23 protein-coding genes are annotated in these 23,772 nt (G+C 63.0%); 8 read left to right on the top strand and 15 right to left on the bottom strand.

Features of this window, described 5'->3' with window-relative positions:
* Position 1 precedes the first annotated feature (1 nt).
* On the bottom strand, positions 2-1,255 hold the full coding sequence (locus AB0I57_RS16705) for an acyl-CoA dehydrogenase family protein (RefSeq protein WP_358337395.1): 1,254 nt from the start codon (positions 1,253-1,255) through the stop codon (positions 2-4).
* Between the two features lie 198 nt (positions 1,256-1,453).
* Entirely contained in the window at positions 1,454-2,272 is an 819-nt protein-coding gene (locus AB0I57_RS16700; protein WP_358337392.1) for an SDR family oxidoreductase, read from the bottom strand.
* 151 nt (positions 2,273-2,423) lie between these two features.
* On the opposite strand from AB0I57_RS16700, the gene AB0I57_RS16695 reads away from it, so the two are divergent.
* From AB0I57_RS16695 to AB0I57_RS16680, 4 genes are all read left to right on the top strand, one after another.
* Positions 2,424-2,918, top strand: coding sequence for a MaoC family dehydratase (locus AB0I57_RS16695; RefSeq protein ID WP_358337389.1), 495 nt, complete (start codon positions 2,424-2,426; stop codon positions 2,916-2,918).
* Positions 2,919-2,988: 70 nt separating this feature from the next.
* Complete coding sequence (locus tag AB0I57_RS16690) at positions 2,989-4,509, top strand: AMP-binding protein (RefSeq protein WP_358337386.1); 1,521 nt, start codon at positions 2,989-2,991, stop codon at positions 4,507-4,509.
* Positions 4,510-4,514: 5 nt separating this feature from the next.
* A complete protein-coding gene (locus AB0I57_RS16685; RefSeq protein ID WP_358337383.1) occupies positions 4,515-5,528 on the top strand; it encodes an NADP-dependent oxidoreductase in 1,014 nt (337 codons plus the stop codon).
* A gap of 78 nt (positions 5,529-5,606) precedes the next feature.
* Positions 5,607-6,191 carry a hypothetical protein gene (locus AB0I57_RS16680; protein WP_358337380.1) on the top strand — a complete coding sequence of 195 codons (585 nt, stop codon included), beginning with the start codon at positions 5,607-5,609 and terminating at the stop codon, positions 6,189-6,191.
* 64 nt (positions 6,192-6,255) lie between these two features.
* On the opposite strand, the gene AB0I57_RS16675 is transcribed toward AB0I57_RS16680, so the two are convergent.
* The 8 genes from AB0I57_RS16675 to AB0I57_RS16640 all read right to left on the bottom strand — a co-directional run bounded on the left by AB0I57_RS16675 (position 6,256) and on the right by AB0I57_RS16640 (position 15,045).
* A complete protein-coding gene (locus tag AB0I57_RS16675; protein ID WP_358337377.1) occupies positions 6,256-7,620 on the bottom strand; it encodes an MFS transporter in 1,365 nt (454 codons plus the stop codon).
* Between the two features lie 253 nt (positions 7,621-7,873).
* Positions 7,874-8,521: a TetR/AcrR family transcriptional regulator gene (locus AB0I57_RS16670; protein ID WP_358337374.1), complete on the bottom strand. Its 648-nt coding sequence runs from the start codon at positions 8,519-8,521 to the stop codon at positions 7,874-7,876.
* 1 nt (position 8,522) lies between these two features.
* A complete protein-coding gene (locus tag AB0I57_RS16665) occupies positions 8,523-9,515 on the bottom strand; it encodes a phosphotriesterase-related protein (RefSeq protein WP_358337371.1) in 993 nt (330 codons plus the stop codon).
* Positions 9,516-9,704: 189 nt separating this feature from the next.
* Entirely contained in the window at positions 9,705-10,106 is a 402-nt protein-coding gene (locus AB0I57_RS16660; protein WP_358337368.1) for a limonene-1,2-epoxide hydrolase family protein, read from the bottom strand.
* Positions 10,106-11,233, bottom strand: a complete 1,128-nt coding sequence (locus AB0I57_RS16655; protein ID WP_358337365.1) for a 3'(2'),5'-bisphosphate nucleotidase CysQ — start codon at positions 11,231-11,233, stop codon at positions 10,106-10,108. Before AB0I57_RS16655 ends, AB0I57_RS16660 begins: the two co-directional genes overlap by 1 nt.
* Entirely contained in the window at positions 11,230-13,074 is a 1,845-nt protein-coding gene (gene cysC, locus AB0I57_RS16650) for an adenylyl-sulfate kinase (protein ID WP_358337361.1), read from the bottom strand. Before cysC ends, AB0I57_RS16655 begins: the two co-directional genes overlap by 4 nt.
* A complete protein-coding gene (gene cysD, locus AB0I57_RS16645; RefSeq protein WP_358337358.1) occupies positions 13,074-14,000 on the bottom strand; it encodes a sulfate adenylyltransferase subunit CysD in 927 nt (308 codons plus the stop codon). The genes cysC and cysD overlap by 1 nt, the downstream gene beginning before the upstream one ends.
* Before the next feature lie 121 nt (positions 14,001-14,121).
* Positions 14,122-15,045, bottom strand: a complete 924-nt coding sequence (locus AB0I57_RS16640; protein ID WP_358337355.1) for a helix-turn-helix domain-containing protein — start codon at positions 15,043-15,045, stop codon at positions 14,122-14,124.
* 93 nt (positions 15,046-15,138) lie between these two features.
* Here AB0I57_RS16640 and AB0I57_RS16635 point away from each other — a divergent pair, with 93 nt between their 5' ends.
* Genes AB0I57_RS16635 through AB0I57_RS16625 form a run of 3 tightly spaced genes read left to right on the top strand, consistent with a single transcriptional unit; the run spans position 15,139 to position 18,276 of the window.
* Positions 15,139-16,305, top strand: a complete 1,167-nt coding sequence (locus AB0I57_RS16635; protein ID WP_358337352.1) for a hypothetical protein — start codon at positions 15,139-15,141, stop codon at positions 16,303-16,305.
* A gap of 5 nt (positions 16,306-16,310) precedes the next feature.
* Entirely contained in the window at positions 16,311-17,099 is a 789-nt protein-coding gene (locus tag AB0I57_RS16630) for an SDR family oxidoreductase (RefSeq protein WP_358337350.1), read from the top strand.
* A gap of 19 nt (positions 17,100-17,118) precedes the next feature.
* Positions 17,119-18,276, top strand: coding sequence for a sulfotransferase (locus AB0I57_RS16625; protein ID WP_358337347.1), 1,158 nt, complete (start codon positions 17,119-17,121; stop codon positions 18,274-18,276).
* 36 nt (positions 18,277-18,312) lie between these two features.
* Here AB0I57_RS16625 and AB0I57_RS16620 read toward each other — a convergent pair whose 3' ends face one another.
* Complete coding sequence (locus AB0I57_RS16620) at positions 18,313-19,161, bottom strand: alpha/beta fold hydrolase (RefSeq protein ID WP_358337345.1); 849 nt, start codon at positions 19,159-19,161, stop codon at positions 18,313-18,315.
* Between the two features lie 73 nt (positions 19,162-19,234).
* Here AB0I57_RS16620 and AB0I57_RS16615 point away from each other — a divergent pair, with 73 nt between their 5' ends.
* Positions 19,235-19,768, top strand: coding sequence for a MarR family transcriptional regulator (locus AB0I57_RS16615; protein ID WP_358337342.1), 534 nt, complete (start codon positions 19,235-19,237; stop codon positions 19,766-19,768).
* 54 nt (positions 19,769-19,822) lie between these two features.
* On the opposite strand, the gene AB0I57_RS16610 is transcribed toward AB0I57_RS16615, so the two are convergent.
* From AB0I57_RS16610 to AB0I57_RS16595, 4 genes are read right to left on the bottom strand one after another with little or no spacing between them, the layout of a single operon-like run.
* Positions 19,823-20,599: an enoyl-CoA hydratase gene (locus tag AB0I57_RS16610; RefSeq protein ID WP_358337339.1), complete on the bottom strand. Its 777-nt coding sequence runs from the start codon at positions 20,597-20,599 to the stop codon at positions 19,823-19,825.
* Positions 20,596-21,537, bottom strand: coding sequence for a 3-hydroxyisobutyrate dehydrogenase (gene mmsB / locus AB0I57_RS16605; protein ID WP_358337569.1), 942 nt, complete (start codon positions 21,535-21,537; stop codon positions 20,596-20,598). Before mmsB ends, AB0I57_RS16610 begins: the two co-directional genes overlap by 4 nt.
* On the bottom strand, positions 21,537-22,607 hold the full coding sequence (locus tag AB0I57_RS16600) for an enoyl-CoA hydratase/isomerase family protein (RefSeq protein ID WP_358337336.1): 1,071 nt from the start codon (positions 22,605-22,607) through the stop codon (positions 21,537-21,539). The genes mmsB and AB0I57_RS16600 overlap by 1 nt, the downstream gene beginning before the upstream one ends.
* The gene (locus AB0I57_RS16595; protein ID WP_358337333.1) at positions 22,604-23,767 is read right to left on the bottom strand and encodes an isobutyryl-CoA dehydrogenase; all 1,164 of its coding nucleotides are present in this window, start codon (positions 23,765-23,767) and stop codon (positions 22,604-22,606) included. The genes AB0I57_RS16600 and AB0I57_RS16595 overlap by 4 nt, the downstream gene beginning before the upstream one ends.
* Between the last annotated feature and the right edge of the window lie 5 nt (positions 23,768-23,772).

Raw genomic sequence — 23,772 nt, 5'->3', positions numbered from 1 at the left:
GTCAGCGCACCGCAGCCTTGTGTCCGTTGGCCGATGCGCTGGCAGCTGTGTCACGATACTTCCGCAGCTCCTGCTTGGCGATGGCTCGCTTGTGGACCTCGTCGGGACCGTCCGCCAACCTCAGCGTCCGCATGTGCGCATAGGCCATTGCAAGCGGGAAGTCGTCGGTCACTCCCGCCCCGCCGTGCACCTGGATGGCACGATCGATAATCTTCAGCGCGATGTTCGGCGCCGCCACCTTGATGGCCGCGATCTCCGTGCGCGCCTCCTTGTTTCCCACCGTATCCATCAGATACGCCGCCTTCAGCGTCAGCAACCGGATCATCTCGATCTCGATCCGCGCCTCCGCGATCCAATCCTGGATGTTGGCGTTCTCGCTGATCGGCTTGCCGAACGTCACTCGTGACGTTGCGCGCCGGCACAGCAACTCCAATACCCGTTCGGCCATCCCGATCGCTCGCATGCAGTGGTGGATACGGCCGGGGCCCAACCGTGCCTGGGAGATTGCGAATCCCTCGCCCTCACCCTTCAACACGTCCTTCACAGGCACCCGCACATCAGCGAAGTCGATCTCGGCGTGGCCCTCGCGGTCCTGGTAACCGAATACCGGAAGGCCTCGCATCACCGTTACGCCCGGCGCATCGATTGGAACGACCATCATCGACTGCTGCCGATGCACAGGCGCCGACGGATCGGTCTTACCCATGACGATCATGACCTTGCAGTTCTTGTGCAACGCGTTGGACGCGAACCATTTCCGGCCGTTGAGCACGTACTCGTCACCGTCTCGGACCATGGACAGTTCCACGTTCGTGGCATCCGAACTCGCCACCGCAGGCTCGGTCATCGCGAACGCCGATGCCATCGTCCCTTCGAGCAGCGGCTTCAGATACTTCTCCTTGTGCTCCTCGGTGCCGAACAGTTCGAGTACCTCCATGTTGCCCGTGTCGGGGGCGTTGCAGTTGCAAGCCTCCGACGCGATGAAGCTGCGGCCCATGATCTCCGCCAGCGGTGCGTACTCGAGATTCGTAAGTCCTGGCCCGGAATCGGGATGCGGGTGGAAGAGATTCCACAAACCACGACGACGGGCCTCCGCCTTGAGATCCTCGATGATCGGCGGATGGAAGTGCGGATCACCCGACTCGCGCATCTGCTCCTCGTACACAGCCTCGGCTGGATACACGTGCTTGTCCATGAAGTCCAGCAGATCGGTCTGGTACTGCAGCGCGCGGTCCGAGATGTCGAACAGGGACATGGAAACTCCTGACTGGTAGGGGAAACTCTGGTGTGCGATCGTCGGGGTGGCTCTGTCCACCATCGGTGAAGTAGACACTGCGAAATGTCTGCAGCATCAGGCTTTCCGCTCGCTCCGAGGATGCGGCGCAAGTGGCCATGGAGATTGGCGAGCACTGGATCGAGCGATCCGCAATGATCAAGTCATCCGACTCGCCCGTCACACGTGTCCCAGCAGGGCACCCTGGTAGCGGCGCATCCCCCGAATCCATCGGTCGTAGTCGGCCCCCTTCTGCTGATACATCGCGAGGACGCTCTCGTGCGGAAGTATCAGGAAGGTTTCCCGGTCCACGGCATCGAGCACGACGTCGGCAACCTGTGCGGGTTGGAGCACCTCCCCAGCCGACGTGACCGCCTGCGTTGCTGCCACACCACGCGGGTCGCCCGAATCGCGACCCGCGTACAGCATCGCGGTGTCCACTCCCATGGGGCACAGGCAGCTCACGCCGACCCCCTGGTCGCCGTAAGTGACCGACAACCACTCCGCGAACCCGACGGCCGCGTGCTTTGTCACCGAGTACGTGGCGGAGCCGATCTGAGTGAGCAGACCCGCAGCGGACGCCGTGGCGACGAAGTAGCCCTCACCACGCTCGATCCACTTCGGCACCAACTGCTGCGCCGCCCGAATGTGGGCACGAAGATTGACGTCGAGAACATGATCCCAATCGGCGTCGCTCGCCTCCAGGCCGAGCGCACCACCGACACCCGCGTTGGCGAAGTACAGGGCGACCGGCCCGAACTCGGCCTCCGCGCGCTCGATGATGTGCCGAATGTGATCGGAATTCGCGACATCGGCACCTTCGGCGAGGGCGGACCCCGGGTGCCGCGCGTTGATTCCAGCAGCAACTGCTGCGGCAGCGTTTGCGTCGATATCAGCGACCATCACCTTGGCACCCTGTGCAGCGAGGCCTTCCGCGATAGCGCCACCGATACCACCGCCTCCCCCAGTCACGATTGCGACCTTTTGTGCAACTTTCACGGGGTTTCCTCTCCCTCACAGAGCATTGTGATCATCGTCTCCCATTTGTATAGTTGAATCCGTCGTCAAGTTCAAGTGCCCGGATCGTATGACCGGTAGCACAATTCAACGCCACACCCATGCCGCACACCACCGGAGCAAAGGGAGACAGATGATCGACACCACCGCACTGCCCGTCCGCCCGTCGAGTGCCGACGAATTGACCGAATTGATCGGCAAGGAGTTGGGACCCACCGAGTGGCACGATGTCACCCAAGAACGAATCAACGATTTTGCCGATGCCACCGGCGACCACCAATGGATCCACGTCGATCCCGAACGGGCGGCCGCCAGCCCCCTCGGCGGGACTATTGCGCACGGGTTGTACAGCCTGTCTCTCGGACCGGCCCTGTCTTCACGACTGCTGCGGTTCGACGGCTTCGCACAGGTTCTGAACTACGGCTACAACAAGGTGCGGTTCCCCGCTCCTGTGCCGGTCGGTTCCCGGATTCGGATGCGCGCAACCGTGCTGTCCGCCGAGCAGGTCAGCGGCGGAATCCAGGTGACGACGAAGCAGGTCGTCGAGCGCGAAGGATCCGACAAGCCGGTGGTCGTCTCCGAGTCCGTCGCACGTGTTGTCGAGGCAGGCCCCACATCCGCGAGTTGAGACCGACCCGCCAACGATTGACCCGCACGCGCGGATGATCCAAGATCACAGTCGACTCGGAGGTTGAAGCATGCCAAATGTGATCGACCCGGTGCGCCGTCACTCGGACACCACTCCCGACAACATTGCACTTCGGGGCTCGGACAGCGCCCTGACCTACCGACAGCTGCTCACCGCGGCCGTCCGCTACGCCGGCGCCCTCGCCGATGCTGGCCTCTGCGCCGGTGACCGGGTCCTCCTCGCCGCGCCTTCGGTTCCCGAGTTCGTAATCGCATACATGGGAATCCAGGCTGCGGGCTGCGTCGCGGTCCCGGTGAACACGATGTCCACCGGACCCGAGACGGAGTACGTCCTCACCGATGCCGGCGTCTCGCTTGCCATCGTCTGGCACGAACTCGGACCTGCGGTCGGTGATGCCGCCACAGCACTGGACATCCCTGTTTGGGCACTGACTCGGGACGCCCCGACCGCGGGCAATGCGCCGGGAGCTGTTTCCAACCGAGAACTTGGCGATACCGCCGCCATCCTCTACACGTCCGGTACGACCGGACGGCCGAAAGGTGCGGAGCTCACCGTAGGAAACCTGTTGTCGGGCGGCGAGATCGGGATCGAGTGCAGTCGCGGCTCTAACCAGGACCGAACCGGCACCGGACTTCCCCTCTTCCACGTGTTCGGCCAGGCTTCGGTCATGATGGCCACGTTCACCGGCGGCGGGTCGTTATCGCTGCTCGCCCGCTTCGATCCGACAGCGATGCTCGACATGCTGCGACGTGATCGTCTCACGATCATGGCCGGCGTGCCGACGATGTGGAATGCGATGCTGCATGCCGCGGACGGCGCGGACTCGCAGGACTTTGCGAGCCTGCGCATCGCAATCTCCGGGGGCGCGTCCTTGCCCGGCAAGGTGGCGCGCGAGTTCGAATCGCGATTCGGCTGCACGATCCTCGAGGGGTACGGGCTCACCGAAACCACCGCCTTCGGCACGTTCGACGACATCGACCACGGTGGCAAGATCGGCTACACGGGACGCGCTGTACCACGCACAGAGGTCGCCGTAATGGACCACGACGGTCTCATCTGCCCGCCCGGCACCGTCGGTGAGGTGTTCGTGAGGGGTGCGACCGTTATGAAGGGCTACTGGAACCGGCCGTCCGACACCGCCGAGGTCCTGTCGGCGGACGGTTGGTTGCGTACCGGGGACCTCGGTGAGACCGACGCGGACGGAAACCTGCGCATCGTCGACCGAGTGAAGGATCTCATCATCCGCGGCGGCTACAACGTGTACCCGAGCGAAGTCGAAGAAGTCCTCTACGCGCACCCCAAGATCGTCGAGGCCGCGGTGGTCGGCGTGCCGGACGACTACTACGGAGAAGAGGTAGCCGCCGTGGTGGCCACCGTCCCCGGCGCGGAATTCGACAGCGCCGAATTGGTCAGCTGGGCGCGGGAAAAGCTGTCCGCGTACAAGGTTCCCCGGATCGTGTCGATCGTCGACACCCTACCGAAGGGATCCACGGGCAAGATCCTCAAACGCTCGATCGACAGGGCGGCACTGCGCAGAGACACGCTGCCCACCGAAGTACCCGAGAGGTGAACACATTGGCATCCACAAACAGCCAGGTCCGACTGTCCAAGCGTCCGATTGGACGACCCGACGACTCCACCTGGGAAATCACGTCCGAACCGATACCCCAACCCTCGGCCGGCGAGTTCATCGTGCAAGTTGACTACGTGTCGCTCGACCCCGCGATGCGTGGATGGCTCAACGACGTGAAGTCGTATGTACGGCCGGTCCAGATCGGCGAGGTCATGCGCACACACGCCGTCGGCCGGGTGATCACGTCGGAGAACGCAGCATTCCCCGTCGGTACGCTCGTCACCGGACCCTTCGGGGTGCAGGAATTCGCTCTGTCCGACGGCCGCGACGTAGTCGTCGCGGACGATTCGCTGGCACCTGCACCAACATGGCTCGGCGCGCTTGGATTTCCGGGCATGACAGCGTATTTCGGTCTCACCGACGTGGGCAAGCTCGAGAAGGGCGACACCGTGCTCATCTCGGGTGCAGCGGGAGCGGTCGGGAGCATCGCCGGGCAGATCGCGAAGCTGAAGGGCGCTAGGGTCATCGGTATCGCCGGCGGCCGAGAGAAGTGCGCCTGGCTCACAAACGAACTGGGTTTCGACGCCGCGATCGACTACAAGTCCGAATCAGTCGTCAAGGCCCTACATGCCGCTGCACCGGACGGCATAGACCTCTACTTCGACAACGTCGGCGGCGAAATCCTCGACGCTGCTCTCGCTCACCTTCGCAAGAACGCGAGGGTCGCGCTGTGCGGTGCGATCTCTGGTTACAACGCCACCGACCCGCAACCCGGCCCATCGCGATATCTCTCACTGCTGGTCAACCGGGCTTCTATGACGGGGTTCATCGTCTTCGATTACCTCGACCGGTTCCCGGAGGGCATGGCTGCGATGTCGGACTGGATTCGAACCGGTGCGATCGTCACGCGGGAGCAGGTTGAGACCGGAGGAGTCGAGGCATTCGGCCGCACGCTCACGATGCTGTTCGACGGTGCCAACACCGGAAAGTTGGTGCTGAAGATCAGCGATCGATAACCATGAACAGTGAGAACTGGTGTGCCCTGCGGCAGTCAGTTGCGCGCGCGGTGTCGAAGGATAGGAGAACTCTTGTCTGTGAGCGCGTCAGAATTCCGGTCGCGCCGACGGAGGTTTTTCCCTGACGTCGCAATATTGGTAGTCACCCTGGTTGCCGCTGCTCTTCTCGTTGTGGCGTCGTGGAATCTGTGGCCCGCGGGCGAGAATGTCCCGATCGCAATCGGCGCCGCCGTAATGGTGCTGATCGGGGCCGGAGGGGCATGGCTGACGTTGTCCGTGCTGGCGAGTTCCTGGCACCGCCGATGGACGTGGTGGTTCATCGCCTACCCGACGGTGGTGGCCGTGGCAGTAATAGCCTCGCTGACCGGTCGTCCAACGTTCGAGCAGTCCAGATCGGGCTTCGAAGAGGTTGCTCAGTATCTACTCTCCGAACCCGGGCGGACGCACCTCACCGACCTGAGAATCGGTCGTCTCGACATCAAGTATGCCTACGCCACTCATGCCGGTGAGGTCTACTTCCACGATGCGCGAAATGGGCCGCTGGCACGATCGAACCCGGGGTGGGTCTACTCTCCCAACGGTTCGCCTCCCGGGTTCAGCAGGTTGGGAATGAAGAACATCGGCAGCAACTGGTATCGGTTCACGAATGTGACGGTCGACTGATGCATGCCCCGCCTACGCGGACAAGCGAAGGCGGGGCGGCATCCGGATCTGCCATCCATACGCGTCAGTGCAGGTGCGCGCCCGGAACTGCGGTGGGATCGTTGCGGACCTCGGCGGGGTTGGTCTCACGAAGCTTCCATGCGCTCAGGAGCGTGACGAGCCCCATCAGTGCGATGAAGATCGAAACGGGGACGGTGCTTCCCGTCTCGGCGATCAGCGCGGTCATGATGAACGGAGTACCACCGCTAACCGTGACCGCCGCGAGCTGGTACGACATCGACGCCCCCGAATACCGGACGTTTGGTGCGAACAGCTCGCCGATATACGCGGCAACCGGCCCGTATGTCATGGACTGGAAAATGCTACCGACGGTCACGGCGACAAAGAACAGCACGATATTGGTGGTATTGACCAACATGAAGTACGGGAACGCCCACAACACGATGGCGGCCGCGCCGATCAGGATCATGGGCCGGCGCCCGATCTTGTCGGAGATGTGCCCGGACCACAGCACCACCCCGATGGTGAGCCCGGCGCTGAGCAGGGAGACTGCGAGCATGTCGTTGCGACTCATGCCCAGTTCCTCTGTGCCGTAGGCGAGCACACCGGCGATGGAGATGTAGAACAGTGCGTTGGTGGCCGCCAGCAACCCGCATGCAAGCAGAATCGTGCGCCAGTGGTTCCTGATCGCCTGTGCCAGAGGCGCGTTGACAACGGCCTCCGCCTTCTTCTTCGCCTCTTCCTGGAGTTCACGGAACTCAGGGGTGTCCTCGACCTTGTTGTGGATGTAGAGCACGATCGGGAACAGGAGCGCGCTCGCCAAGAAGGGGACTCGCCAGCCCCAGCTGAGGAAGGCCTCGTTCGACAGTGCCCCGGTGGCACCGAGTAGCACCGCATTCCCGAGCACGACGCCGAACGGCACACCCATTTGCCCGAATGTCCCGGAGAACCCACGGCGCTTCGGACCTGACGACTCGGTAAGCAAGAGGACGATTCCGCCCCACTGGCCGCCGCAGGCGAGACCTTGAACGAACCGGAGGAGGACCAGGATGATCGGCGCAGCAACGCCGATCGTTGCCGCACCAGGAAGCAAGCCGATGAGGAACGTCGCGAGACCCATGGCCAGGAGGCTGACGACCACGGCCGGCTTGCGGCCGTACTTGTCGCCGTAATGCCCCGCCACGATTCCGCCGATCGGTCGGGCGACGAAGCCCGCCCAGAACGTGCTGAACGAGAGAAGGGTGGCCATGAGCGGCGATTGCTCGGGAAAGAAGACTTGGGGAAAGACGAGGGCAGCGGCGGTGCCGTAGAGGAAGAAGTCGTACCACTCGATCGAGCTACCGAAGAGTCCCGCTGCCAGGAGTTTTCGATGCCTGCGCTTGCGTTGCGCTTCCGCGTCGGTGCCCGGCTGCACCGCAGATGTAGTCATCCGATCACTCCTCGAGTAGGTCTACGTACGGACTTGCACGACGTTTTAGAACCTGACGCCAACTTCAACTCAGTGAATGTTCGACCAGTGTGTTCGAACGGCGATGTGATGTCAATAACAATGTCGGAATTCGGGAGTTTGAGACGAATCGTGAAATCTTCCCCGCGCCAACGAAACTCGCCTACTGACGAGTAATGCCCGTACGCTGGCGAAGTTCGCCGAACATACCGGGAGTTATGTACGCTCCCGACGTCTATCGGCCTCGGGCGCGGTCCGGAATCCGCAGTGCGTTGGTCCACATGCGTGCCAGACCGGCGGCCAGCTGATCCATCGTGACCGAATCCTGTTCGGTCACCGGTCCGATGAAGTAGCCGTAGGCCACCCTTCCGACCATCGCGGACAACGCTTTCGACGTCAGCATCGGGTCCAGAGACGCGTCTGCGAGACCACGGGCCTGTAGGTCGGCGATCGACCGCGCGTTACGACGGAAGAACTCCTCGTCCCGTTGGCGGGTCAGCTCACGGAAGTCAGGGTCGACGTGCGCAACCTGCTCCAGCACGGCCAGCAGTCGCGCGTTCCGGTGGCACGCATGCAGGTAGGCACGAATACTCGCCTCCACGACCGCGTGAACGTCACCCTCGTCCGCCACCCGCTCCATACCCGGGTGCAGAAGATCGTTCTGCGTCATCTCGGCGACGGCCGCAAATACTTCCTTCTTGTTGGGGAAGTATGTGTAGAACGAACCGGTAGAGAGTCCGGCCTCCTTACTGATGTCGACGAGGCGTGCATCGAGATAGCCCACGCGCTCGAAAACCACGCGGGCTGCCGCGACGAGTCGGTCACGGGTGCGCACACCCCGTGCTGTAGCCGGCGCCGGATGCGCGGTTCGCGGGCTCGCCATGTCAGTGAACGTCAACCTTCTCGAAGTATCTTCGAGGCGCCTCCACCAGCATTTCGGTGATCATCTTCTCGGTCACACCTCGCTCTCTGACGTAGGGAAGCACGTCGTTCTCGATGTGGAGGTAGTGCCACTGCGGCAGTGCCGCCATCACGTTGGGATCGATCCAGTCGATATAGCAGGAGGCGTCCTGAGACAACACCATCTGACCGGCGAATCCTCGACGGCACATCTCGATGAGCGTCTCGGCGCGCGCTTCGAACGTCGTGTCGAGGTTGATCCCGAACCTGTCCATCCCGAGGATGAAACCAGCCTCGGCCAGTTTGGTCAGATGCTCCACGTCGGTGCTGTCGCCGCTGTGCCCGAGCACGATCCGGTCAGGTCGCACCCCTTCTTCGTCGCACATCACACGCTTGACGTGCAGGCCTGTCTCACTGCCGGGATGGGTGTGAACGGTGATCGGTATCCCGGTACGCAAGTGTGCCGCCGCGATCGCCCGCATCACCCGCTCGACCCCCGGCGTCGCCCCTTTCTCGTCGATCGCGCACTTCAACAACCCCGCGCGAACACCCGTGTCGGCGATTCCCTCCTCGATGTCTTTCACGAACATGTCGACCATGGGGTCGGGAACCTTCGCGCCGACCACGGCGTCGAGCGCAGGACCTCGATAGTGAAAGAAGAAGGGCACATCGTCAAAGGTGTACAGCCCGGTTGCCGCAACGATATTCAATTCAGGTAGCTGTTCGGCGACCTTCTGAATGCGCGGAATGTAGCGGCCGAGACCGACCACGGTCGGGTCGATGATTGTTCGGACACCTTGCTCGGAGAGCGCCCGCAACTTCGCCACCGCGTCCGAGACCCGCTCCTCCTCGCTCCCCCACTCGTCCGGATAATTCTGTTGCACGTCCGGCGTCAGCACGAACACGTGCTCATGCATGTAGGTGCGTCCGAGTTCCGCACTGTCGATCGGACCGCGGACAGTGTTGATCTGGGTCATGAAGGCTTGCCCTCTCCGGGTGTGACTGTCGTCATAATCCTCGGGTAAGGGTAGGGCCAACTTGAAATTGACGTCAACATTTAGCCGGAGTGTCGTCAGGATTCCATCGAGCCTCGGACGCAGCGCCTCAGTTCGCTGCCTGTTGCCGCATCCACCTGTGGAACTTGATCGAACGCAGTGTCTCTCTGACTATTCCCCACCCATTACGGACCGGATCGGAGCCATGTCGAAGTAGTCGCGCCAATTCGTGATCTTCCCGTCGGTGATCTCGAATACGCCGACGACCGGCAGTTCGACGACCTTCTCACCCAGATTCAATACGTCTATCCGTTCATTCATCACCACACCGCTCGACTGCTCGGCGTCGGTACCCAACCCGCCGCCGGCGACCTGCCGCAGCACCCGAAAGTCGATACCGCCGAACGCCGAGATGAACCCTGTGATGAACTCACGGATCGCCTCACGACCTGCGACTGGATCCATCGGAATATTGTGATACACGGCATCTTCCGCGAAATACTCCGCGATCTTCGCCGGATCCGGCTCGGCCCACTCGGCACAGAATTGGGTGATCAGTTGATCCGGTGTCATCAGCTCTCCTTGTCGCTAGCGGCAGACGGTTCGATGATGGCCATGACAGACTCGATCTCCCCCGCCGGAATCATGAAATGCTCCGTGATCCGAACCGACGTGACGTCGCTCGGCGTCGACCCGAGATCGAGCAGGAATCGGGCCACCACGTTCTCGCCCCATTCATGGAACGAGAGTTCACGCACGGCCTGAATGGCCTGGTACTGCGGACCGTTCTCGAGTTCGTCCCGAATGAACTGCCCTGACTCACCAGTACGCCTGCCGTTCTCAACCCGCCACGCATTCTCGGCGAGACGCACCTTGGTTGCGTCGTGGCTCACGAGCGCATCGATGTATGCGCGGGCCATCGCGACGCGCCCCGTGTCGGCCGCGTCGCCGGCGTGCTCGGCAATAGCCTCGAGCAGGGGCTCCGCCAACTCGGGTCGGCAGATCAGAAGATCAGGGAGATAGGGGTGTGATTCGTTGTAGCTCATGGGACTTCCATCAATTCGCGAACAGTGGAGTCCAGCAGCCGTGGCAACACCCACCGGCGCCGCCGAGTCCCATTCCCACTGTCCACCGGAATGGACGTAGGCATCGACGTCGCCGCGCAGCACGGCCATCGCCTTCGCGCCTGCCGAACCCATGGTCGAGACCTCGGCCCCGACCGCGGTCGCGACGGCGCCGATGAAGTCGGGCGGTCTACTCTCGCTCACCACGATGCGCGGACGCGCAGGAATCGCCGCGGCATGCACGGCGTGAGAGTCGTCATCGCTGGCGTAGACGGCACCCAACGCGGGTTGCGCGACCGCAGCGGCGGTGATGCCGCGACCGCGTTCCCACAGCGCAATGTGTACCGCCCAGTCCGAGCGCCCCGGTATCGCGTATTCCCTCGAACCGTCGAGGGGGTCGATGATCCACACTCGCGAACTCTCCAGCCGTGCGCGGTCATCGGTGGACTCCTCGGAAAGGATCGCATCGTCGGGACGTTCCGCGAAAAGTTTGCCGAGAATGTATGCGTCGGCGGCGACGTCGCCACGCCTACCGAGCTCACGCGCATCGGATCCCAGCCCTGCGTCCCGGATATCCAGAAGCAGGGCTCCGGCACCGGACGCGATGTCGGCAGCGAGTCGTGCATCAGAAGTCACGTCTCAAACAATTCCATAATTTTCGCGGCCTGTTCGGTCGGCGTGCCGTCCTCAGGCCGAAGCACCAGTTCAGCGTTGTCAGGGGCCTCGTACGGGTCGTCCACCCCGGTGAACCCGGTGATCTCGCCCGCTCGGGCTTTTGCGTACATTCCTTTGGGATCCCGCGCCTCGCACTGCTCCAGTGGCGTGTCGACGAACACCTCGAGGAATTCGAGACCCGCGGCGCGATGCTCTTCCCGCACGCGATCCCGGTCCGCACGGTACGGGCTGATCAGCGACGCGATTGCGGTCACGCCGGAGTCTGCAAGTAGTTGCGCAACCGCGCCGACTCGTCGCACGTTCTCCGCGCGGTCCTCCGCGCCGAACCCCAGGTCCGAGTTGAGACCGTGCCTCAGATTGTCTCCATCGAGACGGTAGGCGGGTACACCGGATGCGACCAAGCGCCGCTCGAGTTCCACCGCGACCGTCGATTTTCCCGAGGCGGAAAGCCCGGTCAACCAGACCGTGCGCCCACGGGTGGCCCGCTCCTCCCGCGTTATCGCCGCGGTGTGCCACACCACCTTGGACTGAGAGAGCGTCGGTCCAGTAATCATGCCGGCAGCAACCGTATTGTGCGTCGACTCGTCGACGAGAATGAAACTGCCGGTCGCGTGATTGCGGCGGTACGGGTCGAACATCAACGGTTGAGACGTCTTCAGCTGGATTCGCCCGATCTCGTTGAGTGAGAGCGACCGCGCTGTCTCGTCGCGGTGCAGCGTGTTGACGTCGAGTCGGTAGTCCAGTCGGACCACGGACGCCTTGGTAGCGCGAGTGGTGTGCAGCAGCGTATAGCGGGCATCCGGCTTCAACGAGGACCGTTCACTGAACCAGCAGACCATCGCGTCGAGCTCCTGCCCGACAAGTGGACGGTTGTTGGGGCGGCACAGCATGTCCCCGCGACTGACGTCCACATGATCAGACAGTTGCACGGCCACCGCAGACGGTGCGAAAGCCTCGCTCAGGGCCGTGCCGCCAGGTCCCCAAATAGCGCTGATGGTGGAGGTGAATCCCGACGGCAACACCACCACCTCGTCGCCCGGCTTGAACACACCACTGGCGACTGTGCCTGCGTACCCGCGGAAGTCGTGCAGCGCGGGATCGCTCTGCTTCCCGGGACGGACCACATACTGAACAGGGATCCGGGCATCGATGAGATTGCGATCGGATGCCACATGCACCTGTTCGAGGTAGTGCAGCAGTGATGCACCCTCGTACCAGGGCATGTTGACCGTCCGCTGCGCTATGTTGTCGCCGCGTAGTGCCGATACCGGGATGAACGTCAGGTCGTGAACCTCCAGCTTGATCGCGAATTGCCTGAACTCCTCCTTGATCTCCTCGAACCGCTCCTCGGACCACCCGACGAGGTCCATCTTGTTGACACACAGCACGAGGTGGGGAATTCCGAGAAGGCTGGCGATGAAAGCGTGGCGCCGAGTCTGTTCGAGGATTCCCTTGCGGGCGTCGACGAGAATCAACGCCAAGTCCGCTGTCGAGGCGCCGGTCACCATGTTCCGCGTGTACTGCTCATGCCCTGGCGTGTCCGCGATGATGAACTTGCGATTCGGAGTTGCGAAGTAGCGGTGGGCAACGTCGATCGTGATGCCCTGTTCGCGCTCTGCACGCAGGCCGTCGGTGAGCAGAGCAAGGTCGGCGTGTTCGTCTCCACGTTCACGGCTCGTACGCTCCACGGCCGCGAGTTGGTCCTCGAAGATCGCCTTCGAGTCGTAGAGCAAGCGGCCGATGAGTGTGGACTTGCCGTCGTCGACGCTGCCCGCTGTCGCGACGCGCAGTAGCTGCGGCATCAGAAGTAGCCTTCCTTCTTGCGGTCTTCCATACCGGCCTCGGAGATCCGGTCGTCAGCGCGTGTGGCGCCGCGTTCGGTCAGCCTGCTAGCCGCTACCTCCGTTACTACGGCCTCTGCGCTCTCTGCTGACGATTCGACGCACCCCGTGCAGGTGGCATCGCCGACTGTCCGGAACCGTACGAGCGCTTCGTAGGGCTCATCCCCGGGAAGCAGCGTGAGAAACCGAGTGTGTGCCAACAGCATCCCGTCGCGCGGCACAACCTGCCGGCGGTGCGCGTAATACAACGAGGGCAATTCGATTCGCTCCTCGCTGATGTACTGCCAGACGTCGAGTTCGGTCCAGTTCGACAGTGGGAACACCCTGATGTGCTCACCCTTGCGATGCCGGCCGTTGTACAGGCTCCACAGTTCGGGTCGTTGGGCCCGCGGCTCCCACTGCCCGTCTGCATCTCGAAAGCTGAAGACCCTCTCCTTGGCCCTGGCCTTCTCCTCGTCACGTCGGGCGCCGCCGAAGACTGCGTCGAACTTGTTGTCCCTGATGCTCCGTAACAGCGCCGTGGTCTGAAGTCTGTTGCGACTGGCGTGCGGCCCCGTCTCTTCGCTTACTCGGCCTGCGTCGATGTCGTCTTGGACACTCGACACGATCAGCCGTAGGCCGAGGCGTTCAACTGTGCGGTCACGGAACTCGATGACCTCGTCGAAGTTGTGACCGGTATCGACGTGCATGACCGCGAACGGAAGCGGCGAGGGCCAGAACGCCTTTGCCGCGACGTGCAACATCACCACCGAGTCCTTGCCACCGGAGAACAGCAGTACCGGACGCTCGAACGTGGCGGCCACCTCACGGAAGATGTGAACGGCTTCAGCCTCGAGCGCGCCGAGGTGAGACAACTCGTACAGGGGCGGTGTAGTCGATGTACTCATAGGCGACTCCTCGGTGCGAGTGTCATACCGGCTAGTGGTCCATATTTGGACCCCTTCGGTCGAAAATGATTACGCTTCCGAGAATAGAACGTGTTTCAGATTTTGGTCAATGCCTATTTCGTCAACGAGGCCTGCGCCCACCCACCTCTGCCGTGATCGCATCTGCCGCCGCCGCGAGCGCCTTACCTCTGCGTGCGATTTCGGCGGAGCCGAGTTCAGCACCGACATACAAGGTCAGAACCATCGCCTGATGTCCGTCGGCGTCGTATGTCGGTGCGGCAATGAGACTGACCGGATGCGGCTCCGCCGAATCCGCATGTTCCGCATCCAGGTACACACGCTCCCCCAGACTGGAAACCATCTCACCGAGCAGTGCACGCAATTCCGGCGGCAGGTGATGCGCCGCCACCCCAGCCATGAGCGTGTGCAACTGCTGCCCGACTGGAGTGAGGGTTTCCACGAGGTATCCCCTGCGAGAGCATTGGTCCACGACTTTGCGCAAGCGCTCCCGGTCGAGGCGAACCGGCAGGGTCGGTTCCCTCCGCAGCCATGATTGCAGCGCATCGTCGCCGTCCCACAGCACATACATCAGCCCGACAGGCGGTGCAAACGGATACATCTCGCCGACCTTGACGGCGGTGCGCACGCCGGGTGGACTGGTCAGTTCGAGTACGGCGATTCGGTCGCCGACCACAGCCGACGCCGTGCACGTGGTTGTGAATTCGTCGGTCAGCGCAGCAAGATGCGCGTGCGCGACAGACCCGGCAGCGAAGCCCTGTTGAGCCGCGCGACCTGCCGCGATCAGCGCAGGTCCCAGCCCATAAGACTTCGTGGCCGGATCGCGGACGAGATAGCCTCCGCGTACGAGTTCGGTCAGGATTCCCAGACATGTCGGTTTGCTGATATCGAGATGCCGGGCCAGCTCCGACAATCCGAATCGGTCTTCCTTGCGCGCCACCAGAAAATCGAGCACCTGCACGACGCGTTCAGTGGGCGGCGAACGGCGCCCTCGAACCTTGTCCGCCCTCTCGTCGTCGTGCCCCATTGACCACTCCTTAGAACGCGTTCTATTGTCAGTTCCACTACCGTTTCTACCATGTAGGTACATATTTGTACCACCCATCGTGAGGAGCACGGCGTGCTGACCGACTCATTTGCCGACGCCATGGCCGAGGCCGAGAAACTGATCGAAAGCGCACCCCACATCCGCACCGAACAGGACCTACTCGAGGGCTACCAGTACCTCGCCGGTGGCGTACTCGCCACCACGCACGCGGCCTGGGCCACCGAACGGTCGCACCCTACGTTCATCTCGGGCACCGGACCGTACATGAAGATGGGCCTCGACAACCCCGACACTCTGTATTTCGGCGCGAGGATCAACGACGACATCGAGTACGTCGTGACTGGGGTTCGAGGCACTACCGCGGATCTGAGCTTTCAGGTCCTCAGCGGAAACTACACGGCCGCAGAAGTTCCCGGCAGCGTCTCGGCGTTCGATGACCGCGCGATCGACATCGCGCCCGACGGATCCTTCGAGGTCCGGTTCGGCCCCGACCAGAAACCGGGCCTTCGCAATTACTTCACGCTCGCGCCGGGTTCGTCACAGCTGGTGGTCCGCGAGGTGTACAGCGACTGGAGCCAGCGACGCGGCACTATCCGGATCGCTCGCGCCGACACCGCGGGTACGGCTCCCGACCCACTGACCCGCGAGTCGGTCGAGAAACGCTACACACGTGCGGGCAGGGCTCTCGTCTCGAGGGTGAAGACCTGGCTCAAGTTCCCGGAATGGTTCTACCTGAACCTTCCGGTGAATACTATGACCGAACCGCGACTGACACCCGGGGGGCTGGCCACACAATACTCGTCTGTCGGGCACTACGAACTCTCCGAAGACGAGGCCATCGTCATCACCGTTCCGAAAGCGGACGTGCCCTACCAGGGATTTCAGCTGGGCAGCATGTGGTACATCTCCCTCGACTACATCAACCACCAGACTTCGCTGAACGTTTCACAGTCACAGGTAGATCCCGACGGCAACATCCGACTCGTCGTCAGCGAGCGAAATCCGGGCATTGCCAACTGGATCGAAACGGTGGGCCACCTCCGCGGCTACCTTCAGTTCCGCTGGCAACGGACCTCCCGTGAACTGACTCCCGACGACGGTCCCCATATCGAGGTTGTGCCGTTCGACGAAATCCGCAGTAATTTGCCCTATTTCGATACCAACAAGATTTCATCGCAGGACTTCGCCGTACGTATCGCCGCACGTCAGGCCGCGATAGCAGACCGGATGCTGGGGTGACCACGATGACCGCATCGAATCTGTTGCAGGACAAAGTGGTCGTCATATCCGGTGTCGGGCCTGCCTTGGGGACTACGCTCGCCGTCCGCTGCGCCGGCGCCGGAGCCGACGTGGTGCTGGCTGCCCGCACCGCCCCACGGCTGGAGAAGGTAGCCAAGGATGTCGTCGCCCTGGGCCGACGGGCGGTGACGGTGCCGACCGATATCACCGACCGAACTTCGGCGGAGAACCTTGTGTCCGCAGCCGTCGACGCTTACGGCAAGGTAGATGTGTTGATCAACAACGCGTTCTCGGTGCCGTCGATGAAACCGCTGGCCCGGACCGATTTCGACCACATCCGTAGCAGTTTCGAACTGACAGTGCTCGGGGCGTTGCGCCTCACACAGTTGTTCACGCCAGTCCTCGCCGAGACGGCGGGCGCCGTGGTGAACATCAACTCGATGGTGTTGAGGCACTCCCAGGAACGGTACGGTAGCTACAAGATCGCCAAGTCGGCCCTCCTCGCCATGTCCCAGTCGCTCGCGACAGAGCTGGGACCGCAAGGGATCCGCGTCAATTCCGTTGCTCCCGGGTATATCTGGGGCGACACGCTGAAACAGTATTTCGCCCACCAGGCCGAGAAGTACGGCACCACCGTGGATCAGATCTACGAGTACACCGCCGCGAACACCGACCTGAAACGCCTACCCGAGACAGACGAGATCGCGGACGCGGTGATCTTCCTCGCCTCGCCGATGGCGACTGCGATCACCGGTCAGTGTCTCGATGTCAACTGCGGCGAATTCCACCACTAGCGATCGGAAAGCGTAAACCATGAGCGAACGCACCACCGTCGGCACCGTCGACGATCTCCACGCGTCGGCGACCCGACTGTCGGGACTGGACGACTTCGGCACCGATGACTACACCGAGGCTCTGGGCGTCTTGCTCGACTCCTATCGCCGCGACGAGCAATTGACACCGCTCGGCAGCAAAGTGTCCCGAGTCTTTCTCCGCGGTGCTCTGGTAGCACGCCTGCTCAGCGAAGCGGCGTGGAAGCGCAACCCCGAGTACGCAGACGTACAGGTCGAGCGGCCGATCTTCGTCACCGGACTTCCCCGCACCGGAACCACAGCTCTGCACCGACTGCTCACCGCAGACCCGTCGAATCAGGGTCTCGAGATGTGGTTGACCGAGATGCCCCAACCACGGCCACCGCGCGAGAGCTGGGCATCGAATCCCGTGTTCCAGAAGATCGAGGAGGGTTTCGGCCGGCACCACGTCGAGCGACCCGAGTTCATGGGTGTGCACTACATGTCGGCAAGTGAGGTAGAGGAATGCTGGCAGTTGCTGCGGCAGACATTCAAGTCGATCTCGTACGAATGCCTTGCCCATCTGCCCACATACTCGGCGTGGCTCGAGCGACAAGACTGGACCAATGCCTACCAGAGGCACAAGAAGAATCTCCAACTGATCGGGCTTCCCGATCAGGACCGTCGCTGGGTTCTCAAGAACCCCAGTCACCTGTTCGCGCTCGACGAACTGCTGGCGGTGTATCCGGATGCGCTGATCATCCAGACCCACCGTCCACCGCGCACCGTTGTCCCGTCCGTATGCAGCCTCGCGGAACAGGCGACAAGCGGCTGGTCGGAGAAGTTCCGGGGTAGCGTCATCGGCGAGAGCCAACTCGAACTGTGGGCCCGAGGACTCGACAAATTCACCGAGGCTCGCGCCCGCCACGACCCCGCCCAGTTCATCGACGTCGACTACCACGATTTCGTGGCCGATCCACTCGGCACCGTCGAAGGGGTCTACAAGCACTTCGGTCTCGATTTGAGTGCGCAGGCCCAGGCCAAGATGGAGGCGATGCACGCCGAAAGCCGCAGCGGTGACCGTCGGCCCTCACACAAATACACGCTCGAGGAGTTCGGACTGACTGCCGAGCAGGTGGACGAGAGGTTTGCAGGCTACGAGTTCAGCACGTCGATGTGACAGCAGCCGAAGGCCGAAGACACCTCGTAATTCGCATCAGGGCCGGTCGCGCAGGTGGTTGCCGACTAGTTCGTCGAGCCGCTCGGCCGCCTCGTCCGGAATCCAGTGGCTGACACCGCGGAACACTTCGTAGGTGTACGGAGCATCCACGAATCGCGACGTCAGTATGGGCCCCACCGGTCCGATGGCGACGTCACCGTCGCTCCACACGAACAGAGTCGGTACCCGCACTTTCTTGGAGACCGATCCGAATATGGCGAAAGGTAGTGCGCGGTACCAATTCAGCGCACCTCGCGCCCGAGCGTAGTCGCGCATCGGCTCCAGGTCGCGTTTCGCGGCGGCCGCCGAATGACCGCTTGCACGCAGTTTCCGGTATACGACACCGTCTTCCGCCATCAGCCGCTCCGGAATCCACGGTACTTGGAAGGCGAACATGTACCAGGATTTCACGATCTGACTGCTGGTCAGGAGCGCCCGCACGAATGCTCCCGGATGCGGCACCGAGAGCGCCGTCAGTGTACGTACCCGGTCGGGCGAGGCTGCCGCCACCTCCCACGCCACGACCGCACCCCAATCGTGCCCCACGAGATGCACAGGACCGAGCCCTGCCTGGTCGATGAGAGCCACGATGTCTTGCTGCAGCTCCGAGATGCGGTAGGCCCACCTGGGCCGTGGCCGCGCCCCCGGAGAGTAGCCCCGTTGGTCCGGAGCGAGCGTACGAAAGCCACGTCGGTGCAGCAAGGGCGCCAACGCGTTCCACGACCGCGAATCCTGTGGAAATCCGTGCAAGAGAACCACTGGGACTCCGTCGATCGGCCCGTCATCGCGAACATCGAAGGTCATTCCGTCTCGAGTGACCGTGCTGACCCGCTCATACCCTGCCACTGTCCCATGATTACATGGCCGAACGGTAAGGCGGGTGACGCCACTCGCACGTCCCACGTGGGATGATCGAGACATGCCACCACCGTCACCACTTCATCTCGACCCCATCGAAGAGGCCCATCGGCAGTGGACGAAACATGGCTGGGGTGACGTCGCGGACGGCATGGCCGCGGTGACCTCAGTGATGCGAGCGCAGCAGATCATGATGGCCCGCGTAGAAGAGGTGCTCAAGCCCTCGGGGCTGACGTTCGCGAGGTACGAGCTCCTGACGCTGCTCACCTTCACCCGCACCGGCGCCTTGCCGATGGCGAAGGCCAGCGCACGCCTTCAGGTCCACCCCACCAGCGTCACGAACGCCGTCGATCGTCTAGAGGCTGCGAATCTCGTTCGACGCATTCCACATCCGAGCGACCGTCGGGCCACCCTCATCGAAATCACCGATGAGGGAAGGAAACTTGCCCTCGAATCCACCGAGAGACTGAACGCTCAGGTGTTCTCACAGCCTGGAGTCTCCGGCGACAAGTTGGAGCAACTCGTCACCATCCTCGCCGAACTACGACGCGAAGCAGGAGATTTCGACACCGGGGACACACCCGGTAGGTGGTGAAGCACGGTCATCGCCCCGCACCTGAGAGCGGTGCGGGGCTATCGATGTAGTGGTCTAGCGGTGTTTGAACACCGGCGAACGCTTCTCGACGAACGCTGCCATGCCTTCCTTCTGGTCCTCTGTCGCGAAGGCCGAATGGAACACCCGCCGTTCGAACCGGACCCCCTCGGACAGGGTGGTCTCGAACGCCCGGTTGACGGCCTCCTTCGCCATCATGGCGACGGGAAGCGACATTTCGGCGACGGTCGTCGCGGTCTTCAGCGCCTCCTCGAGCAGATCCGCGGCAGGCACGATACGGGACACGAGCCCGGCTCGTTCAGCCTCCTCGGCGTCCATGTTCCGCCCGGTCAGACACAGTTCCATAGCCTTGGCCTTGCCCACCGCGCGTGTGAGACGCTGCGAACCGCCGATACCCGGGATGACACCGAGCTTGATCTCGGGCTGACCGAACTTGGCGGTGTCCGCAGCGAGGAGGATGTCGCACATCATTGCCAGCTCACATCCGCCACCGAGGGCATACCCTGCGACCGCGGCGATCGTCGGTTTGCGAGCGGCTGCCAGCCGGTCCCACGCCGCGAAGAAGTCTTCGAGATAGACGTCCATGTATGACTTCGGCTGCATCTCCTTGATGTCGGCGCCCGCTGCGAACGCGCGGTCGGAACCGGTGATGACGATGGCGCCGATCTCGGTGTCACCCTCTAGTTCGTCCACCGCTGCCACGACCTCGCGCATCAGCTCGGAGTTCAACGCATTCAGCGCTTTCGGGCGGTTGAGGGTGATCACACCCACGCGCCCCTTGCGCTCTAACAGGATGGTCTCGAAGTCGGTCACTGGTCTGCCTCGGTCTTTCGGCTGGAACGTTCGCGGACGTCTTTGATGATGGCCGAGAAGTCTTGCCCACCGCCACCGGCCGCGTTAAAGCTGCTGTAGAGCTCTGCAGCACGCAGCCCTAGATCCGCTTCGACACCGTTCGCACGCAGTGCATTCGCGGCGAGACCGAGATCCTTGTCCATCAAACTGGCCGCGAAACCCGGCTCGTAATCCCTGTTGGCCGGGCTCGTCGGAACGGGCCCAGGCACGGGGCAGTTGGCGACAAGGGCCCAGCACTGTCCCGATGCGTTGGACGCGACGTCGAACAGTGCCTGGTTACTCAGCCCAAGTTTCTCACCGAGGACGAATGCCTCGCTGACCGCGATCATCGAGACACCGAGAATCATGTTGTTGCAAATCTTCGCAGCCTGCCCGTTGCCAGGACTACCGCAGTGGACGACCTTCTTCCCCATCACGTCCAGAATCGGCTCGGCGGCGGTGAAGTCCTGCTCGGAACCTCCGACCATGAATGCGAGGGTTCCTGCCGTGGCGCCGACGACGCCACCCGAGACCGGTGCGTCCACCGCACGGTGGCCGGCCTCGACGGCCTGCTGGTGCGCTGTGCGAGCGTCAGCGACGTCGATAGTGGAGCAATCGATGAACAATGTGCCGGGCTTCGCGGCGGGCAGGATCTGCTCGTACAGGCTGAGAACGTGTTGCCCGCTCGGCAGCATCGTGATCACGACATCAGACCCACCGACCGCAGCTTCCGCTGACTCGACGACGGATACACCCGCTTTCCCGGCCTGTTCGAGCGCGGCAGGAACCGGATCGAAGCCGACGACGTTGTGACCCGCGTTCACGAGGTTGGACGCCATGGGGCCGCCCATGTGGCCGAGCCCCAGAAAACCGACAGAAATGCTCATAGAGGTCCCTCCTGGACGTTTGTGGCTGGTGATCAGTGCTGTGGCTGTGGTGCCGTGAGTCCGAGCTCGAGCGCGCCGAGGGGCTCGAAGAACGAATCGACCCGATCGCTGTCCACCTCTTCGATCGTGGCAGGCGACCATTGCGGATTGCGGTCTTTTTCGACCACCTGTGCCCGGATTCCCTCGACCAGGTCGTGGGATCGCAAGCACGCGACGGAGACGCGGAATTCCTCGTTCAGTACTTCCTCGATGCTGCCCGCGGCCCTGGCACGGCGTAACGAGCGCAACGCGACCGCACATGCGGTCGGCGACTTCGAAAGCACTTGCTCAGCTGCTTTCTTCGCTTCCGGAACACCGCTGCCACGCAACCGGGAGACGATGTCGGCGAGAGAGTCGGTCGAGTACGCGGCGTCGATCCAGCTCCGTTGCGCCAGCAGGTCCGAGACCGGAGCCGGTTCGGAGAAGATGGTGAGCGCCTCGTCCACCGACACCGTCGACAGCTTCTCGATGAAGTCGTCGATTTTCGCGGAGGGGACGAAATGGTCGGCGAATCCACATGCGATCGCGTCGCCCGCGCTGAGCCGTGCGGTCGTCAGCGCGATATGAGTACCCAGTTCGCCCGGCGTACGGGCGAGCAAGTACGTCCCCCCGACGTCTGGAACGAAGCCTATGCCGGTCTCGGGCATGCCGATCATAGAACGCTCAGTGACGACGCGGACGCTGCCGTGCGCGGAGACACCGACCCCGCCGCCCATCACGATGCCGTCCATGATCGCCACGTACGGCTTGCGGTAGCGCGCGATGGCGGCGTTGAGGATGTACTCGTCACGCCAGAATTCACGCGAGCCCGTGCCGCCTTCCTTGGCGTCGTGATAGATCGAGACGATATCGCCGCCCGCGCACAGCCCCCGCTCGCCTGCACCGGTGAGCACTACCACGCGTACGTCTTCGTCGTCTGACCACTCGGCCAGGGCCGCGGCGATCTGTCGCACCATGGCGTGGTTCAGCGCGTTGATGGCCTTGGGTCGATTGAGGATGATCCGGCCGAGTCCGCCTGTCTTTCGGATCAGAACATCAGGCGAACCCGTACCTGTGTCAGTCATGGCGCTCCTTGCTTTCCCTGTACCGCTCGCCCGACAACGCTCCGGGCGATGATCACCCGCATGATCTCGTTACTGCCCTCGAGAATCTGGTGGACGCGGAGGTCGCGGACGATCTTCTCGATTCCGTACTCCGCAAGATAGCCGTAACCGCCGTGCAGTTGCAGGGCCTTGTTCGCGACGTCGAATCCGGTATCCGTGGCGAATCGCTTGGCCATCGCACAGAGCTCGACGACATCGGGAGCTTCCTCGTCCAGTGCCGCCGCAGCCCGCCACAGCAAGGTGCGCGCCGCCTCCAACTCGGTGCGCATGTCAGCGATCTGGAACTGCAGTGCCTGCGAGTCGATCAGCGGCGCACCGAACGCGCTGCGATCTGCGAGGTAGGCGACCGCCTTGTCGAAGGCGGCCTGCGCGCCACCGACGGAGCATGCGGCGATGTTGAGCCGACCGCCGTTCAGGCCGGACATGGCAATCCGGAACCCGTCACCCTCGGAGCCCAGCAGATTCGCGACCGGAACTCGAACGTCCTCGAAGATCACCTGTCGGGTGGGCTGAGCATTCCAGCCCATCTTCGCCTCGTTGGCCCCGAACGACAGGCCCCGCGAGTCCTTGGGCACGATGAACGCCGAGATGCCCTTCGGGCCGCTGCCTCCGGAACGCGCCATCACCACATACACGTCGGACGTGCCCGCACCGGAGATGAACTGCTTGACCCCGTTGAGCACGAAAACGTCGCCGTCGCGCACCGCCCGGGTGCTCAGTGCCGCCGCGTCCGAGCCGGCACCTGGCTCGGTGAGGCAGTAGCTGCCGAGTTGGTCCATCGCGCACAGCCCAGGGACCCAGGTGCGTCTCTGTTCGTCGGTGCCGAACTTGTCGATCATCCAGGCGACCATGTTGTGGATGGAGATGTACGCGGCGATGGACGGGCAGCCCGAGGCGAGCTGCTCGAAGATCCGGGCGGCGTCGACCCGAGTCAGCCCCGACCCGCCCACGTCCTCACGGATGTAGATGCCGCCCATCCCGAGAGACGCCGCCTTGCGAAGGACGTCCACCGGGAAGTGCTTGGTCTGATCCCATTCCACGGCGTGGGGCGCTAGATGTTCGGCCGCGAAGTCACGGGCCGTGTCGCGAATCGCCCGCTCGTCGTCGGTCAAGGTGAACATATCGG

It is taken from the genome of Rhodococcus sp. NPDC049939, from assembly GCF_040656415.1.
Classification (GTDB): Bacteria; Actinomycetota; Actinomycetes; order Mycobacteriales; family Mycobacteriaceae; genus Rhodococcus_F.
Note: the sequence above shows the minus strand (reverse complement) of the source record. Positions and strands in the feature narration are given on the sequence as shown.